This is a genomic window from Mucilaginibacter lappiensis (assembly GCF_050433765.1).
GTDB lineage: Bacteria > Bacteroidota > Bacteroidia > Sphingobacteriales > Sphingobacteriaceae > Mucilaginibacter > Mucilaginibacter lappiensis_A.
The window spans coordinates 938983-953858 of the sequence record NZ_JBNPWP010000002.1; the positions used below are offsets into that span (position 1 = coordinate 938983).

At 40.9% G+C, this 14876-nt stretch carries 15 protein-coding genes; 13 read left to right on the top strand and 2 right to left on the bottom strand.

All coding sequences use genetic code 11. From position 1 onward, the window contains the following. From M2273_RS09475 to M2273_RS09485, 3 genes are read left to right on the top strand one after another with little or no spacing between them, the layout of a single operon-like run. Entirely contained in the window at window positions 1-831 is an 831-nt protein-coding gene (locus M2273_RS09475; protein WP_429395878.1) for a CheR family methyltransferase, read from the top strand. Further along, a complete protein-coding gene (locus M2273_RS09480; RefSeq protein ID WP_429395880.1) occupies window positions 821-1411 on the top strand; it encodes a chemotaxis protein CheB in 591 nt (196 codons plus the stop codon). Before M2273_RS09475 ends, M2273_RS09480 begins: the two co-directional genes overlap by 11 nt. A 25-nt stretch (window positions 1412-1436) precedes the next feature. Beyond that, window positions 1437-3365, top strand: a complete 1929-nt coding sequence (locus M2273_RS09485; RefSeq protein WP_429395882.1) for a response regulator — start codon at window positions 1437-1439, stop codon at window positions 3363-3365. A 1-nt stretch (window position 3366) separates the two neighbouring features. Here the strand turns inward: M2273_RS09485 and M2273_RS09490 are convergent, their stop codons facing one another. Then, window positions 3367-3852, bottom strand: coding sequence for a methylated-DNA--[protein]-cysteine S-methyltransferase (locus tag M2273_RS09490; RefSeq protein WP_429395885.1), 486 nt, complete (start codon window positions 3850-3852; stop codon window positions 3367-3369). Between the two features lie 137 nt (window positions 3853-3989). Between M2273_RS09490 and M2273_RS09495 the strand changes: the two genes are divergently transcribed. The 9 genes from M2273_RS09495 (at window position 3990) to M2273_RS09535 (ending at window position 13019) form a co-directional block, all read left to right on the top strand. Continuing rightward, a complete protein-coding gene (locus tag M2273_RS09495) occupies window positions 3990-4673 on the top strand; it encodes a heme exporter protein CcmB (RefSeq protein ID WP_429395887.1) in 684 nt (227 codons plus the stop codon). A gap of 173 nt (window positions 4674-4846) precedes the next feature. Then, on the top strand, window positions 4847-6037 hold the full coding sequence (locus M2273_RS09500; RefSeq protein WP_429395890.1) for a carboxypeptidase-like regulatory domain-containing protein: 1191 nt from the start codon (window positions 4847-4849) through the stop codon (window positions 6035-6037). A gap of 160 nt (window positions 6038-6197) precedes the next feature. Beyond that, on the top strand, window positions 6198-6869 hold the full coding sequence (gene ccsA / locus M2273_RS09505; protein WP_429395892.1) for a cytochrome c biogenesis protein CcsA: 672 nt from the start codon (window positions 6198-6200) through the stop codon (window positions 6867-6869). Beyond that, the gene (locus M2273_RS09510) at window positions 6869-7078 is read left to right on the top strand and encodes a CcmD family protein (protein ID WP_429395894.1); all 210 of its coding nucleotides are present in this window, start codon (window positions 6869-6871) and stop codon (window positions 7076-7078) included. Before ccsA (M2273_RS09505) ends, M2273_RS09510 begins: the two co-directional genes overlap by 1 nt. A gap of 152 nt (window positions 7079-7230) precedes the next feature. Beyond that, window positions 7231-8667: a Glu/Leu/Phe/Val family dehydrogenase gene (locus M2273_RS09515; RefSeq protein WP_429395897.1), complete on the top strand. Its 1437-nt coding sequence runs from the start codon at window positions 7231-7233 to the stop codon at window positions 8665-8667. A gap of 286 nt (window positions 8668-8953) precedes the next feature. After that, the gene (locus tag M2273_RS09520) at window positions 8954-9127 is read left to right on the top strand and encodes a hypothetical protein (protein WP_429395900.1); all 174 of its coding nucleotides are present in this window, start codon (window positions 8954-8956) and stop codon (window positions 9125-9127) included. A gap of 281 nt (window positions 9128-9408) precedes the next feature. Then, window positions 9409-9819 (top strand): cytochrome c maturation protein CcmE, encoded by a 411-nt coding sequence (locus M2273_RS09525; RefSeq protein WP_429395902.1) that lies wholly within the window; start codon window positions 9409-9411, stop codon window positions 9817-9819. Window positions 9820-9828: 9 nt separating this feature from the next. Further along, window positions 9829-12291 carry a cytochrome c biogenesis protein CcsA gene (gene ccsA, locus M2273_RS09530; protein ID WP_429395904.1) on the top strand — a complete coding sequence of 821 codons (2463 nt, stop codon included), beginning with the start codon at window positions 9829-9831 and terminating at the stop codon, window positions 12289-12291. 8 nt (window positions 12292-12299) lie between these two features. After that, the gene (locus tag M2273_RS09535) at window positions 12300-13019 is read left to right on the top strand and encodes a phytanoyl-CoA dioxygenase family protein (protein WP_429395907.1); all 720 of its coding nucleotides are present in this window, start codon (window positions 12300-12302) and stop codon (window positions 13017-13019) included. A 57-nt stretch (window positions 13020-13076) separates the two neighbouring features. Here M2273_RS09535 and M2273_RS09540 read toward each other — a convergent pair whose 3' ends face one another. Then, complete coding sequence (locus tag M2273_RS09540; protein WP_429395910.1) at window positions 13077-14000, bottom strand: alpha/beta fold hydrolase; 924 nt, start codon at window positions 13998-14000, stop codon at window positions 13077-13079. Window positions 14001-14045: 45 nt separating this feature from the next. On the opposite strand from M2273_RS09540, the gene M2273_RS09545 reads away from it, so the two are divergent. Then, window positions 14046-14861, top strand: a complete 816-nt coding sequence (locus M2273_RS09545) for a Rossmann-like and DUF2520 domain-containing protein (protein WP_429395912.1) — start codon at window positions 14046-14048, stop codon at window positions 14859-14861. The last annotated feature ends 15 nt before the right edge of the window (window positions 14862-14876 follow it).

Below are 14876 nucleotides of genomic sequence, written 5' to 3' on the forward strand. Positions count from 1 at the left end.
ATGAGTGATACAGCGATTATAATAACAACCACCCAGATAACTGAACTTATTGACCTGGTAAAGCGGGTGCACGGGTTTGATTTTTCGGGGTATACAAAGGCCTCGTTAAAAAGGCGGGTTATTAGGATAATGCAACTTAAAAAACTGGGATTTTATGATCTGAAACATATTTTAGTTAATGATCAACACTTTTTTCAGGATTTTTTAGAGGAAATTACGGTGAATGTTACAGAGATGTTTCGAGATCCATCATTCTATAAAGCTTTAGATTTGCAGGTAATCCCTTATTTATCAACGTATCAACATGCCAAGGTATGGTGTGCAGGTTGTTCAACAGGTGAGGAGGTTTATTCACTGGCTATTTTACTGCGCGATGCAGGGCTAAGCAAAAAATCATTTATTTACGCTACCGACATTAATACCGAGGTACTAAAGGAGGCACGTAAGGGTATATACAGCCTTCGCAACATAAAAAGCTATGCCGAAAATTACCAGTTTACAGGCCTAAAAGGTTCAATAACCGATAATTTTACTGTTTTGTATGATGCAGCATCTATACATAATGAGTTAAAACAGAATACGCTGTTCTCGGTACATAATTTAGTGTCAGATGATGTTTTTAATGAGTTTCAGTTGATCAGTTGTCGTAACGTGTTCATTTATTTTGAAACTGAGCTGCAGGAACGGATATTAGACTTGTTTTATAAAAGTTTATGCCCGCTTGGTTATTTGTGCCTGGGCAGTAAAGAAACTATACGATCTGATGTTTTTAAGAAAAAGTTCAAGGTGATCAATCAAAAAGAAAATATTTATCAAAAAATTGGGTCCTGATAAAAATTTACTCGAACGATGGCGCACTACCGAAGTTTTATTGCTGGGTGGTTCGGCAGGTTCATTTAAACTTTTATTCCAGATGGTTAAGTTGCTGCCCGCCGATTTGGGTAAAACAGTGATCATAATTATGCACCGGAAAAGAAATTTTTTTAGCGAAATAGAGAAACTTTTTGCCGAAAACAGTCGTATGTTATTGCGGGAAATACAGGACAAGGATATTATTGAAAAGAATACGATATACATTGCCCCGGCAAACTATCATACTTTGATTGAAAGGGAAGGCTATTTTAGCCTTGATGTTTCAGAGGCGGTTTGGTATTCAAAACCATCAATTGATGTTACTTTTGAAAGCGCGGCGGAAATTTATAAAGAACGCTGCATGGCAATTTTATTATCAGGTGCAAACCAGGATGGTGCCGATGGGATGCTTAAATTAAAAAACAGTGGGGCTGTTACCATAGCGCAGCACCCAGAAGATGCAGAAATGGATGAAATGCCGGCAGCCGCTATTAATATTGGTGCTGCAGCATATATTTTAAGAACAGATGAGATATTTAAACTTTTATGCACACAGTAATTTACCCTACATTAATCAATATTAAATGACCCCAGTTAACATTCTTATTGTTGATGACCGGGAAGAAAATATAATTGCGCTTGAGGCATTACTAAAGCGTGATGATATTCGCATTTTTTCTACTACATCGCCAAATGAGGCACTTAAAATAGCCTGGGAAACGCATATTGCCATTGCCCTGGTTGATGTTCAAATGCCCGAAATGGATGGTTTTGAGCTTGTTGAAATGCTTAAATCAAACCCCCGCACCCGGGATATCATGGTGATCTTTGTAACTGCCATATCAAAAGAAACCAAGTATGCGGTTAAAGGGCTCGGTACTGGTGCGGTTGATTATCTTTATAAACCACTTGATCCGTACATCACATCGGCCAAGGTTGATTCATTTGTGCACCTTGCGCGCAGCCAGGCCGAAATCAAATTAAAAAATGAAGAGCTGCAGCGCTTTGCTATTGTTGTAAAAAACTCGGCCGATATCATATGTGCTATTGATGCGCAAACACTTCGCATCAATAACATTAATCCCGCGGTTGAAAACATCATGGGTTTTAAAGCAGCCGAACTGCTGGGTAAAAGTATTGTTGACCTATCGGTTGATGCCCAACAGCAATTGTTTCGTAAAAAACTGGGCGAGATTATTAAAGACAACCTCAATTTTGCCGTTTTTGAACTGCAGTTTGAAACTTTTGATAAACGTATCATATGGGTGGAATGTCGTGCATCCTATCACAATAAAACTATTTTCCTCAACATCAGTGATATTTCTCCTCAAAAAAGTTATCAGGAGCAATTGATTAAATCAAAGGAAGATGCAGAGTATGGTAAAAAAGTAAAAGAAAACTTTTTGGCCAATATGAGCCACGAGTTGCGTACACCGGTAAATGGTATTATAGGTATAACCAGCCTGCTGCTTACAACCGATGTAAATGAGCAGCAAAAGAATATGCTTGATCTGCTTGAAACATCATCCAGATCATTACTTGGCGTTATAAATGATGTGCTTGATATTTCAAAAATAGAAGCCGGTAAGTTTAATATTGTACGCACACCAAATAATATATATGATTTAATTAAATCTGTTTTTGACCTGCTTAAATTCAGGGCCGATGAAAGCAATATTGAGTTTTTACTTGAAATAGATAATAACGTACCTCAAAACCTGATGGTTGATTCACTTAGGCTTAACCAGATCCTGATGAACCTGCTGAGTAATGCTATCAAATTTACTCCAAGAGGTTATGTAAAGCTTAAGGTATCGGTAATGCAAAAACATAACGATAGGGTTAGGCTCAAATATAGCGTTGAGGATTCGGGCATTGGCGTGCCTGCAGACAGGCTAAACAAAATTTTTGATTCATTTGAACAGGCCGAAGAAGATACCGGAAACAAATACGGTGGCACCGGACTTGGTTTAACCATTGTTAAAAAACTGGCCGAACTTAAAGGGGGCGAATTGGTGGTGACCAGCCAGTTGGGCAGGGGAAGTATATTTAACTTTATAAACTGGCACACCATTGCTGCTAAACCAACAGGAAAAATGAGCGATAAGTCTGATAAAGTGCTTAGCCCTTTTAATAATATCAGCGTTTTGGTTGCTGAAGATAATATGGTAAACCAATTTATGCTGTCGAAAATGTTAAAGAACTGGAACATTGATGCTGAAATAGTTGACAACGGTCGCAAAGCAATTGATAAGTTAACCGCTAAAAACTATGACCTCATTTTAATGGATACACACATGCCCGAAATGAACGGTTATGAAGCTGCCAAAACCATACGTGTTGATTTTGAAGAGCCCAAAAGAAGTATACCTATCATATCGCTTTCGGCATCGTCATTTGGCCATGAGCAGGAACAAGCCCTGGCAGCGGGGATGAATGATGTGCTTGCAAAACCATTTCAGCCTTATCAGCTGCACGAAAAAATGAGCCGTTTGCTAAAGGTAGAAGCTTAAATTAAAAGTCGAGCTTTGTTTGCCCAATGCCGAGTGTACGGGCTTCATGCTCCAGCAGCCACTGTTTGCGCCAAAGGCCGCCTGCATAACCGGTTAAGCTACCATCAGAACCAATAACCCGGTGGCAAGGCACTACTATCCATAAACTATTTTTGCCATTTGCGGCTGCTATGGCCCTTATGGCCAGGGGGCTATTCATTTGATTTGATTGCTGAGCATAACTGATAGTGCTCCCATACTTTATCTGCAGCAATTGCTCCCACACCTGTTGCTGAAAAGGCGTACCCTGCTGCTTAATAGGCATATCAAATATTTTCCTTGAGCCCGCAAAGTATTCATCCAGCTGTGTTATAGCGGCTTGTAAAAGCGGGGTAGACGGGGATGTTACCTCGTGTTCTTCGTCCAAAGCCGAAATAGAGGAGATAAAACCCTCATCTTCGGTAATGCGGGCTATGCCCACTGGCGTGCGATGATAAACAATAGGCATTGGTTTTTAATTTTTGCAGGTTGATGATAAGCTGCCGGCAGCTTTATAATTCCAATTCAAAATTAATGTAATAGCTCCAATCAAACAAATGACCTGCGGAACATTGAACCAATTAACTAATTATTACCTTTGGCGGTATGAAGCTCGTTAATGAAACCTGGCATCTGTTTAAAAAGGAAATTTTGCTGGAGTGGCGATCAAAATATGCTTTCAATGGTGTTTTGTTGTATGTAGTATCAACGGTATTTGTTTGTTATATTTCATTTAACCTAACCCCGGGCTTTAGCGGCAGCAGTGGTTACGCGGTGGTATGGAATGTTTTGTTCTGGATCATTATGCTGTTTGCATCAGTTAATGCCATTGCCAAAAGCTTTATGCAGGAGAGCAAGAGCCGTTTGCTTTACTATTATTCTATAGCAAGTCCGCAGGCCATTATCCTTTCAAAAACTATTTATAACATCCTGTTAATGTCATTACTGAGTGTGCTGGCTTTGGGGGTATATATGATATTTTTCACCAATACACTTGTTGATCCGCTGTTTTACTTTTTAACCGTAATGTTAGGCAGTTTAAGTTTTTCAACTGTGTTTACCATGATATCGGCCATAGCATCAAAAGCGGGCAACAATGGTACGCTGATGGCTATATTAAGTTTTCCGGTTATTATACCGGTTATATTGGTACTCATCCGCCTGAGCAAAAACGCTATGGATGGGATTGACAGGAGCCTGAGCCTGGGCAATATTGGCGTTTTGTTTGCCATAAATGCCATTGTAATTGCCACTTCACTTTTGCTTTTCCCTTATTTGTGGCGCGATTAAACTGCATTTAGACAGGCGAAACACCTCATGACCATTGTGCATAAGTAATCCAACCAGCAACTAACCTTGTAAAAATATCATCCCAATAAATAAATAGATTCACAATTTCATCAAGCGTTCATAAAAAATGTGTTTTTTAGTACCTTGAAAAAATATTGTAGTATTTTTAATTGATGCGGTCATACTGGATTATCCTTGCTTTTATTTTATGCCCGTTTATTGCACTGGCTCAAAATACAACTATTACCGGTAAGGTAGTAAATGCCAACGGTAAGAACCCGGTAACCAGGGCCAGCGTATTTTTAAGCAACGCTACCTATGGCTCGGTAACCGCAGATGATGGTTCATTTACACTTGGTGGTGTTAAACCGGGCCAGTACGAGCTGGTGGTTACTACTGTTGGCTATGAAGATTATTCGCAAACCATACAGGTAGGGGGCGCCCCGCTGAAGCTGAACATCGAGCTAACTCAAAAAGTATTGATGCTGCGTGAAGTAGTGATCAGCAGTGCTGCCGACTGGAAAAAGAACTACGAACAGTTTAGGCGCGATTTTATTGGGATTACCGAAAATTCAAAGCTATGTAAGGTATTGAACCCGCATATCCTGAACCTGATATACCACCGCAACAAACAACAACTGGAAGCATCGGGCGATGAGTTTTTGGTTGTGGAGAACAGGGCACTGGGATATCGTACCAAATTTTTGCTTAAAAACTTTGTGAGCGATGCTATTGAGCATACCATTCAATACGCTGGTAAGGCACTTTTTGAGGAATTGCCCGGTTCGGTGGAACAAAAAAAGATATGGAAACTGAAACGGGAACAAGCATATTACGGCTCGGCCCAGCATTTTTATAGATCGTTGTATAAAGATAAGTTAAAGGAGGAAGGGTTTGAGGCGCATGATTTTACGCGTTTCCTGAACCATGAACGCCCGGATGAAGCACTGCTGGCGCAGAAAATTAAAAGGTTCAGGGATATCACCCCCAACCGCGACTCGCTGATGAACTGGTACAAGCTATCAAACCTCACCAAATGGAACCGCGAAAACCTGGTACGCATACCTTACCAATCGTTCGAAATATTGCGCAAAACGCCCCAGCAGGGGATATATGCGGTTGTTTTTCCACACTTTTTATATGTAGTATATACCAAAAAAGAAGAAACAACAGAATTTAAGGATGTTTATCGTCCGCTTGATATGGGGAACTTTGAAACCAGTATTATTACCCTGTATAATAACTATATTTTATTTGATATGAATGGTATAGTTATTTCAAACCCAAGTCCACTTTATGAAGGTACCTGGTCCAAGGCCAAACTTGCAGATATGCTGCCGGTTGACTATGAGCCGGGGGACTGATTGGGTCATTTGATCATTTACTGTGCAGTCATTGAGTCATTAGTTTTTTTACTCCATTGGATTCATTTTTGCTTCGTGGTTATTTTATTAATGACAATAAATGACTCAATGACTGCGAAGCAAATGATAATCAAATTCACTACCTTTGCGCATCAACAATATGAAGTTTATTTATCAAACCTGGTGGAAGGTATTAGCGGTAATTGTGATTTTTTACACGCTGATTGCGGGCATGTTGCTGGATGTGCCACACCTGCCCATAGTTCACGAAACAATTAGAAATACATACTTCCACGTACCTATGTGGATAGCGATGTTCACGGTTTTTACCATATCGGTTATTTACAGCATTAAATATTTAAATACGGGTAAAGAGGAATATGACCTTATTGCGGTTGAATGTGCCAACACGGGCCTGTTTTTCTTCGTATTAGGATTAATAACCGGAATGCTTTGGGCCAAATATACCTGGGGCGAATTTTGGAGCAATGATCCTAAACAGAACAGTGCCGCTATAGCATTTTTGCTGTATTGTGCTTACTCGGTATTGCGCAACTCTATTGATGAGGAGCAAAAGCGGGCCAAAATATCAGCCATCTATAACATTTTTGCTTTCCCGGTAATGATTGTGCTGATCATGGTATTGCCCCGAATGACGGATTCATTACACCCCGGCAATGGTGGTAACCCCGCCTTTGGTAAGCTTGACCTTGATAACCGTATGCGCATGGTATTGTATCCCGCATTTATAGCCTGGAGCTTTATGGCTATCTGGATAGCTTCGGTACGTTACCGCATCCGTTTAATTGAATATAAAAAGAACGAAATTTAATGAAGAAGTTTACGGTTTTATTATTGTTGATATTAAGTTTTGCTACCGCTTTTGCACAACAAAGCCAGCCTGTTGAAATGGCCGATGTATTGCGCAGTTCGGGCAAAATATATGTTGTTGTGGTTACTATAGTGATAATTTTTGCCGGATTGGCATTTTACTTATTCTCTATCGATAAAAGATTAAAAAAAATCGAAAAGGAAAAGTAGTCTAAAAAATTTACCTATGTTGTTTAAACATGGTTTTCGTACGGTTGTTGCCAGGTGTATCTGATACACTAACTATAAATTATTTGCAATATTGATAAAAATAGCATCAAATTTGCGTACTTTTTTAAGAGTTTAATATTTATATAACAATTATGAATACGAATATTTTAGTTGCTGAACAGGATACACACTTCTTTGGCGACGTATGTAAAAACTTTGATTACGCTGCACAATTTACAAAACATGACGCCGGTTTGTTAGACCAGATCAAATCATGTAACAGTGTTTACCGTTTCCGTTTCCCAATTCGCCGGGGCGATGGTTTTGAGGTAATTGATGCATGGCGTGTAGAGCACTCGCACCACCAATCGCCAACAAAAGGCGGTATACGCTACAGCGAAATGGTGAACGAGGATGAAGTGATGGCGTTGGCCGCTTTAATGACCTACAAATGTGCCATTGTTAATGTGCCTTTTGGTGGTGCCAAAGGCGGTATTAAAATTAACCCTAAAAGTTACAATGTAAGCGAGCTGGAGAACATTACCCGCCGCTATACCGTTGAACTGATCAAGAAAAACTTTATTGGCCCCAGCATTGACGTGCCTGCCCCTGATTATGGATCGGGCGAGCGCGAAATGAGCTGGATAGCTGATACCTATGCTACCATGAACCCCGGTCAGCTGGACGCTATGGGCGCGGTAACAGGTAAACCTATTGCCCTGCATGGTATAGCCGGTCGTCGTGAAGCTACTGGTCGCGGTGTGGCCATTGCCATTCGTGAGTGTGTAAGCGTGGGTGAGGATATGCAGAAAATTGGCTTATTGCCCGGCATATCAGGCAAAAAAGTAATTGTACAGGGATTGGGTAATGTAGGCTACTATTCGGCTAAGTTTTTAGCGGAGTTTGGTGCTGTAATTGTTGGCCTTTGTGAATTTGAAGGCGCTATATATAACGAAGACGGACTGGATGTTGAAGCTGTTTTTCAGCACCGTAAAGCAACCGGATCTATTTTGGGTTACGCTGGTGCCCTGCGTGAATTTAAGAACACCATGGAAGGTCTGGAGCAGCCATGTGATATCCTGGTTCCGGCAGCTTTAGAAAACCAGATCACCGAGGATAATATCCGTAATATTCAAGCCAGGATCATTGCCGAAGGTGCGAATGGTCCAACCTCGCCAGAGGCCGAAGCTATATTTTATGCAAACGGCGGCCTCATCATCCCTGATATGTATGCCAATGCCGGTGGTGTAACCGTATCCTACTTTGAGTGGCTTAAAAACCTGAGCCATGTGGCATTTGGCCGTATGAACAGGCGTTTTGAAGAAAACTCCAACCTTAACCTGGTAAACATGGTAGAAGGGATAACCGGGACGTCGCTAACATCAATGCAGCGTTCAACCATTATCAAAGGCGCGTCAGAGCTGGAGCTGGTAAATTCCGGATTGGAGGATACCATGATCCGCTCATACCACGAGATCAGGGAGACATATAAAAACAACCCTAAGATAGATACCCTGCGCAGCGCAGCCATGGTAGGAGCCATCAATAAAATTGCCGTATCTTACCAAAACTTAGGTATCTGGCCGTAAATAAAAAAGAAAAGTACGTCATTGCGAGGAACGAAGCAATCGCGAATAGTGCAGGTTCGCCTTGTACGGTGAGATTGCCACGCTATCGCTCGCAATGACAAAAGTTTTTAACAGAGGCGGGTTCATAGAACCCGCCTCTGTTTGTTTTACAACTTCCGCTTGTTTTATGTTCCTCCGCTTGCAAATAATCTCCACGCGTCATTGCGAGGAACGAAGTAATCTCTAAGCTGTACAGGGCAAATGAAAAAGAATAATTATTCATATATTCAATAAAACTGTTCAGATCATGAGTAACGAATGTAAAATTAGGCTTGAATGGATCCCTGCCGCGTATAAGGAGGTTGTTGTAAAAGATAAATCAACTGCCAAGCCAGTGGTTGAAACTGCACCATCGTATGGTAGTACGCGTATAAAGTGTATCTATAAAAGAAATGAGAAGTTGGCAAAGGGGCGCAAATAACATTTCTTTCCGCCCTGTACAGCTTAGAGATTGCTTCGTGCCTCGCAATGACGCGTAGAGGATGAAGATCGCGTGGAGAAGGAAGATTAGGAAGCGGAATTAGTACATGTTCTTTTTCCTTTTATCCTTTATCTTTCATCCTGGTCTTATCTTATATCTTGATTCTCACTTCTTATTTCTTACTAAGAATAATTCTAAATAACACATATCCCTTGTAATAAACATTATTCGCTCAACGTTTTGTATTTTTGCATTCTATTTTATAATATATAAGCCGCGAAATGAAAAAAAGTGCAATTTTTGGTCTTGTTGTTATAGCTATAGCTATAGCGGTTATCATTAGTGTTTACTCTAACACCAGCACATACGGTACTTTTGGTGAAGCCCAAAAAACAAAAAGCGAATTGCATATTGTAGGTCATTTAAACAAATCAAAAGAATTGTTTTTTGATGCCACTAAGGATGCTAACTACTTTTCTTTCTACATGAAGGATAGTAAAGGTGATGAACGTAAAGTTGTATTTACAGGTACCAAACCCGAGGATTTTGAGCGCTCTGAACAATTGGTACTTACTGGTCAAATGGTAGGCAGCGAGTTTCATGCCTCCAAGATCCTGATGAAATGCCCGTCGAAATACACCCAGGATAAATTAGAAGTTACAGAAGTTAAGGCCAAACAGGCCACCATATAAATCATTTTGATGGATACAGTTTTTAAGGGTGAGCACCTTTTACCAGGGCAGTTAGGACAATTTTTTATCATTCTTGCATTCGGCTCGGCTCTCGTTTCATTTATTAGCTATTATTTTGCTACAACAGAGGATGCCGGTAAGCTAAACAGCAGCTGGCAACGCCTCGGTCGTATAAGCTTCTTTATTAATTTTGTATCTATTTTAGGCATGGGTACATGCCTGTTCTACGTAATATACAATCATTATTTCGAGTATCATTATGCCTGGGCCTATACTTCGCGCTCATTACCTGTTTATTATATTGTATCTGGTTTTTGGAACGGACAGGAGGGGGGCTTTTTGCTGTGGACCTTCTGGCAGGCAGTTTTGGGTAACATATTAATATGGCGGGCCAAATCATGGGAGCGCTCTGTAATGACTGTTGTGGCTTTTTCACAAGTGGTACTGGGTACCATGGTATTGGGTGTAGAAATATTGGGCACACGGATAGGTAGTTCGCCATTCCTGCTATTAAGGAATGCACTGGAAGGCCCTATCTTCTCCAATCCCGATTATCTGTCATTTATAAAAGACGGACAGGGTATGAACCCATCCCTGCAAAATTATTGGATGATCATTCACCCGCCAACCCTGTTTCTGGGCTTTGCATCAATGGTAGTGCCATTTGCTTATGCGGTAGCGGGACTTTGGCAAAAAAAATATAAAGAGTGGGTAGCACCTGCTATACCGTACGCGTTATTTTCCTGTATGATACTGGGTACTGGTGTTATCATGGGTTCGTTCTGGGCATACGAGTCGCTCAACTTTGGCGGTTTCTGGGCCTGGGATCCGGTAGAGAATGCCTCTATCTTCCCGTGGATCACGATGGTAGCTGCTGTACACGTATTGGTTGTATATAAAAACACAGGCCATTCCTATTTTACAGCTACCTTTTTAGTACTCATTACTTTTGTTTTGGTATGGTACTCGTCATTCCTGTCACGCAGTGGTATTTTGGGCGAAACCTCGGTACACTCTTTTACTGATAATGGGATGTTTTGGCAATTGGTTATTGGGGTTCTGGTGTTCCTGGCACTCTCTGTAGGGTTACTGGTAGCCAGATGGAAACAACTCCCGATTACCAAAAAGGACGAAGAAACTTACTCCCGCGAGTTCTGGATGTTTGTAGGTGCGGTATTTTTAGGCTTATCTTGTTTCCATCTGTTGGTAGTAACATCGGTACCGGTATGGAATGATATATTGAAAACCAAAATAGCGCCTCCGTCTGATAGTATCAAGCATTACAATGTTATACAATCGTCATTTGCCTTTGTAGTAACAATACTAACCGGTTTTACCCAGTTTTTAAAATATAAAAAGACCGATGTTACCCGGTTTTTTATCACCACGGGCATTTACCTGCTTTTTGCTGCATTAGTAACCGCCCTGATAGTATACGGAACCGGTGTTTACAAACTGAGTTTGGTATTTACACTGGTGATGTGGGGAGCTGTATATTCTGTTATTGCCAATGGCAAAGTACTGGCCGATGCATTTAAAGGCAAATTTAAACTGGCAGGTTCGGCGGTGGCACACATCGGTTTTGGTTTTTTGATGATAGGTGCCCTTATTTCGGCCGGAACCAGCAAGGTCATTTCCATCAACAATACCGGCGAGGCGTTTTCGCCTGAATTTGCCAAAGAACAAAACCCGCGCGAAAATATTTTGGTGTATCAAAATCAACCGGTAAAAATGGGCGACTTTTTAGTAACCTATACCGGCGACTCCATCTCTACACCCAACATATTTTTTAAGGTTGATTATAAAAAGATAGGTGCTGGCGGAAAAGTTGAGAACGAATTTGTGCTAAAGCCTAAAGCGTTGATCAATAAGGGACAGATGTCGGCTTCGCCTGATACCAAGCATTATCTGCTGCATGATATGTATACGCATATTACCATGTTTTATCCGGCCCCTACAGCTTTAACTGGCGGTGCAGATGGTGCAGAGGGTCATGACGAGGGGAATGACGATAAAAATTATGATGCCCCCGTGAGCCACGAAGTTGCCCCGGGCGATACCATTAAATATCGCGATGGTTATATTTTACTAAAGAGCCTGAGCAAAGAAACTAAAATACAGAACATTCCACTTGCTGATAGTGATGTGGCTATTGGTGCTAATCTGGAAGTGGTATCGCATGGTAATAAATACGAGGCCAAGCCTATTTACATGATTAAAAGCGGCAACGTTTTTGATTTTGCCCGCAAGGTTGATGATGCCGGTTTAAAACTGCGTTTCAGCAAGGTGATACCAGAGACCAAAAAAGTAGAGATCATAGTTTACCAGCAACCCGAAAGCAAAAAGAAATTTATTGTAATGAAGGCCATTCAGTTTCCATACATCAATTTCTTTTGGGCGGGGACTATCATTATGGTGATCGGGTTTTTCCTATCCATCAGGCGCAGGAAAAAGGAGCTGAAGACAGCTTAGTTGTTTGCATGGATAGTATAGCCAGGCATCAGGACAATATTTTTAATGATGGGTTTTCCATTGTTGATGATATTTTTACCGGGGATGAAGTTAAAAGCATTATAACCGCCATTGAACAGGCTGATCCATCTAACTCTACTTTTCGCAAAACTGACGATCTGTTTGCCATAAGGCAATTTTTAAAGGAAGTACCGCAGGTGCTTCCTTTAATTTTTAACAGCAATTTAAAAGCACTTATTAATAACCTGTTCGGCGACGGCTATTTTACTGTAAAATCCATTTACTTTGATAAACCTGAACTCTCAAACTGGTTTGTAGCCTGGCATCAGGATCTTACTATTGTAGTTAATAACAAAGCTGATATACCAGGTTATGGTCCGTGGACGGTTAAGCAGAACCAGTTTGGCGTACAACCACCGCTTAATATATTACAGGATAACTTCACCATCCGCATTCACCTCGACGACGCAGATGGAAATAACGGAGCGCTTAAGGTGATTCCCGGTTCGCACCTGAAAGGGATCTGTCGCCCAGAGACCATCAACTGGGAAGTAGAAACTGAAACTATTTGCACGGTTAAAGCCGGCGATATAATGGTCATGCGCCCGTTGCTGCTCCATGCATCAAACCGAACCACTAATAATAAAAAGAGGAGGGTAGTTCATATTGAATTTAGTAGGACTGAATTGCCGGATGGAATTGATTGGGCAGAGCGGGAGTTGATATAAAAAGTTCTCTCTCACGTCATTGCAATGACATAGTTTTATAATTTTGAAACAGGTGATTTACCCTTGCTTTAAAAACGATAGTATTTTATTATTCACGGTATCGGGCTTTTCGATTGACGGGAGGTGGGCGGCATCATCAACCGGAAAAAAATCAACCTTTAGCACACTGCGGATCGAATCGCTGAAACGGAAGGGGACAGTTTTGTCTTTTTTGCCCCAGATCAATAATACTGGTTTGTTAGTGCTGTTAAGGCAGGTATTACTTTGACGCCCGTTTTGGTCATAATCATACATGGTTGATACAAGGGCATTTCTGAATCCTTTATAGCGCATTTGCGGTAAGTAACGTTTTACCCATTCCGGATGTTTGCGGGGATAAAGGAAATCGTCAAGTTGTCCCCAGGCACGCTGGTCTGAGTTAACGGCCTCGTTAAATAGGGTAAAATATTTAGGCGCAACCGGTTTTTCGTTTTCGTAAGCCGGATCAATAAGTATAACTTTGTTTATAAGCCCGGGGTGCTGGCAAGTAAAGTTGGTTATCATTTGGCCGCCAAATGAAATACCGGCTAAATTAACATGTCCCTGCAGCTTTAGGCCACTTATAAGATCCAGTAATTGGGTATTATATAGTTCTTTGTCATACGCAACATCGGGCCTGTCAGAGTAGCCGCGGCCATACATATCATAGCGCAGCACTTTGTAGCCATTTTTAACCAGGAATTCATAGGTGCCATCCCAAATATAATACGGAACGCTAAAGCCATGAACAAGTATCACCACCTCGCCATTTGCTGGTCCTTCAAGCTGGTAGTGGGTTACACCATTACTTAATTTTATGAAACTTCCTTCAATATTTTTACGGTTGACAGTTGTTAAAGTTTTTTCCTCTTTATTATTATATTCATAAAAACTGTATAATATTAAAGCAGATGCCCCCACCAAAAATATTATAATTATTATGCTTACTTTAAGTATTTTCATAGTAATAGATGATGTTCACTAAAATACATAAATAATTAAACACGATTGTTTAATAGATACTTTAATTATAAAAATTATATGCGAATAACAATAATTGGTTCGGGTAATGTAGCCACACATATGGCGGCAGCATTTAAAAACGCGGGCCATCGTATCCTGCAGGTTTACAGCCCCAATTTGCAAAATGCCTCTATGCTGGCTTATCATATAGGGGCCCAGGCAATTAACAACCTTAATGCCATTTTATCCGACACGGATATATTCATTATTTCGGTTAAAGACGATGCCATCATTGAAATGGTTAAAGCACTGACCCAACATCAAAAATTAATAGTACATACATCAGGCTCAACTAATTTGAATGATCTGCTTGCTTTTACCGGTAAGGCAGGTGTTTTGTATCCGCTGCAAACTTTTAGCAAAAACCGGGAGGTTGATTTTGCCACCGTACCGTTATGTATTGAAGGATCTGACGTTGACATAAAAGCAGATTTAGAGCAACTTGCAGCCACCATTAGCAAAAATATTTATAGTGTTAACTCGGCCGACCGTAAAATACTGCACCTGGCTGCGGTGTTTGCCTGCAATTTCCCCAATTATCTATATATCATAGCCCAGCAGTTGCTGGCCGCTCATCAAATGGAGTTTGATATGCTTAAACCGCTGATATTGGAAACAGCCCAAAAAGTACAGGAACAACCGCCCGCCTCTGTACAAACAGGCCCGGCCGTACGTAACGATAAGGTTACCATGGATAAGCACCTGCAATTGCTTAACCATCAGCCTCAATTACAGGAGATATATCTCCTGTTAAGTCAGGGTATTATCAAAAACAATAATGAAGGGCATGGGGACAAGTAATTTTGTTACTTTTGC

What these genes read in the sequence shown, in the direction of transcription:
- M2273_RS09515 (WP_429395897.1), top strand. Translation starts at nt 7,231, where the DNA reads ATGAATACGAATATTTTAGTTGCTGAACAGGATACACACTTCTTTGGC.
- M2273_RS09500 (WP_429395890.1), top strand. Translation starts at nt 4,847, where the DNA reads ATGCGGTCATACTGGATTATCCTTGCTTTTATTTTATGCCCGTTTATT.
- M2273_RS09495 (WP_429395887.1), top strand. Translation starts at nt 3,990, where the DNA reads ATGAAGCTCGTTAATGAAACCTGGCATCTGTTTAAAAAGGAAATTTTG.
- ccsA (WP_429395904.1), top strand. Translation starts at nt 9,829, where the DNA reads ATGGATACAGTTTTTAAGGGTGAGCACCTTTTACCAGGGCAGTTAGGA.
- M2273_RS09540 (WP_429395910.1), bottom strand. Translation starts at nt 14,000, where the DNA reads ATGAAAATACTTAAAGTAAGCATAATAATTATAATATTTTTGGTGGGG.
- M2273_RS09520 (WP_429395900.1), top strand. Translation starts at nt 8,954, where the DNA reads ATGAGTAACGAATGTAAAATTAGGCTTGAATGGATCCCTGCCGCGTAT.
- M2273_RS09510 (WP_429395894.1), top strand. Translation starts at nt 6,869, where the DNA reads ATGAAGAAGTTTACGGTTTTATTATTGTTGATATTAAGTTTTGCTACC.
- M2273_RS09475 (WP_429395878.1), top strand. Translation starts at nt 1, where the DNA reads ATGAGTGATACAGCGATTATAATAACAACCACCCAGATAACTGAACTT.
- ccsA (WP_429395892.1), top strand. Translation starts at nt 6,198, where the DNA reads ATGAAGTTTATTTATCAAACCTGGTGGAAGGTATTAGCGGTAATTGTG.
- M2273_RS09490 (WP_429395885.1), bottom strand. Translation starts at nt 3,852, where the DNA reads ATGCCTATTGTTTATCATCGCACGCCAGTGGGCATAGCCCGCATTACC.
- M2273_RS09525 (WP_429395902.1), top strand. Translation starts at nt 9,409, where the DNA reads ATGAAAAAAAGTGCAATTTTTGGTCTTGTTGTTATAGCTATAGCTATA.
- M2273_RS09535 (WP_429395907.1), top strand. Translation starts at nt 12,300, where the DNA reads ATGGATAGTATAGCCAGGCATCAGGACAATATTTTTAATGATGGGTTT.
- M2273_RS09485 (WP_429395882.1), top strand. Translation starts at nt 1,437, where the DNA reads ATGACCCCAGTTAACATTCTTATTGTTGATGACCGGGAAGAAAATATA.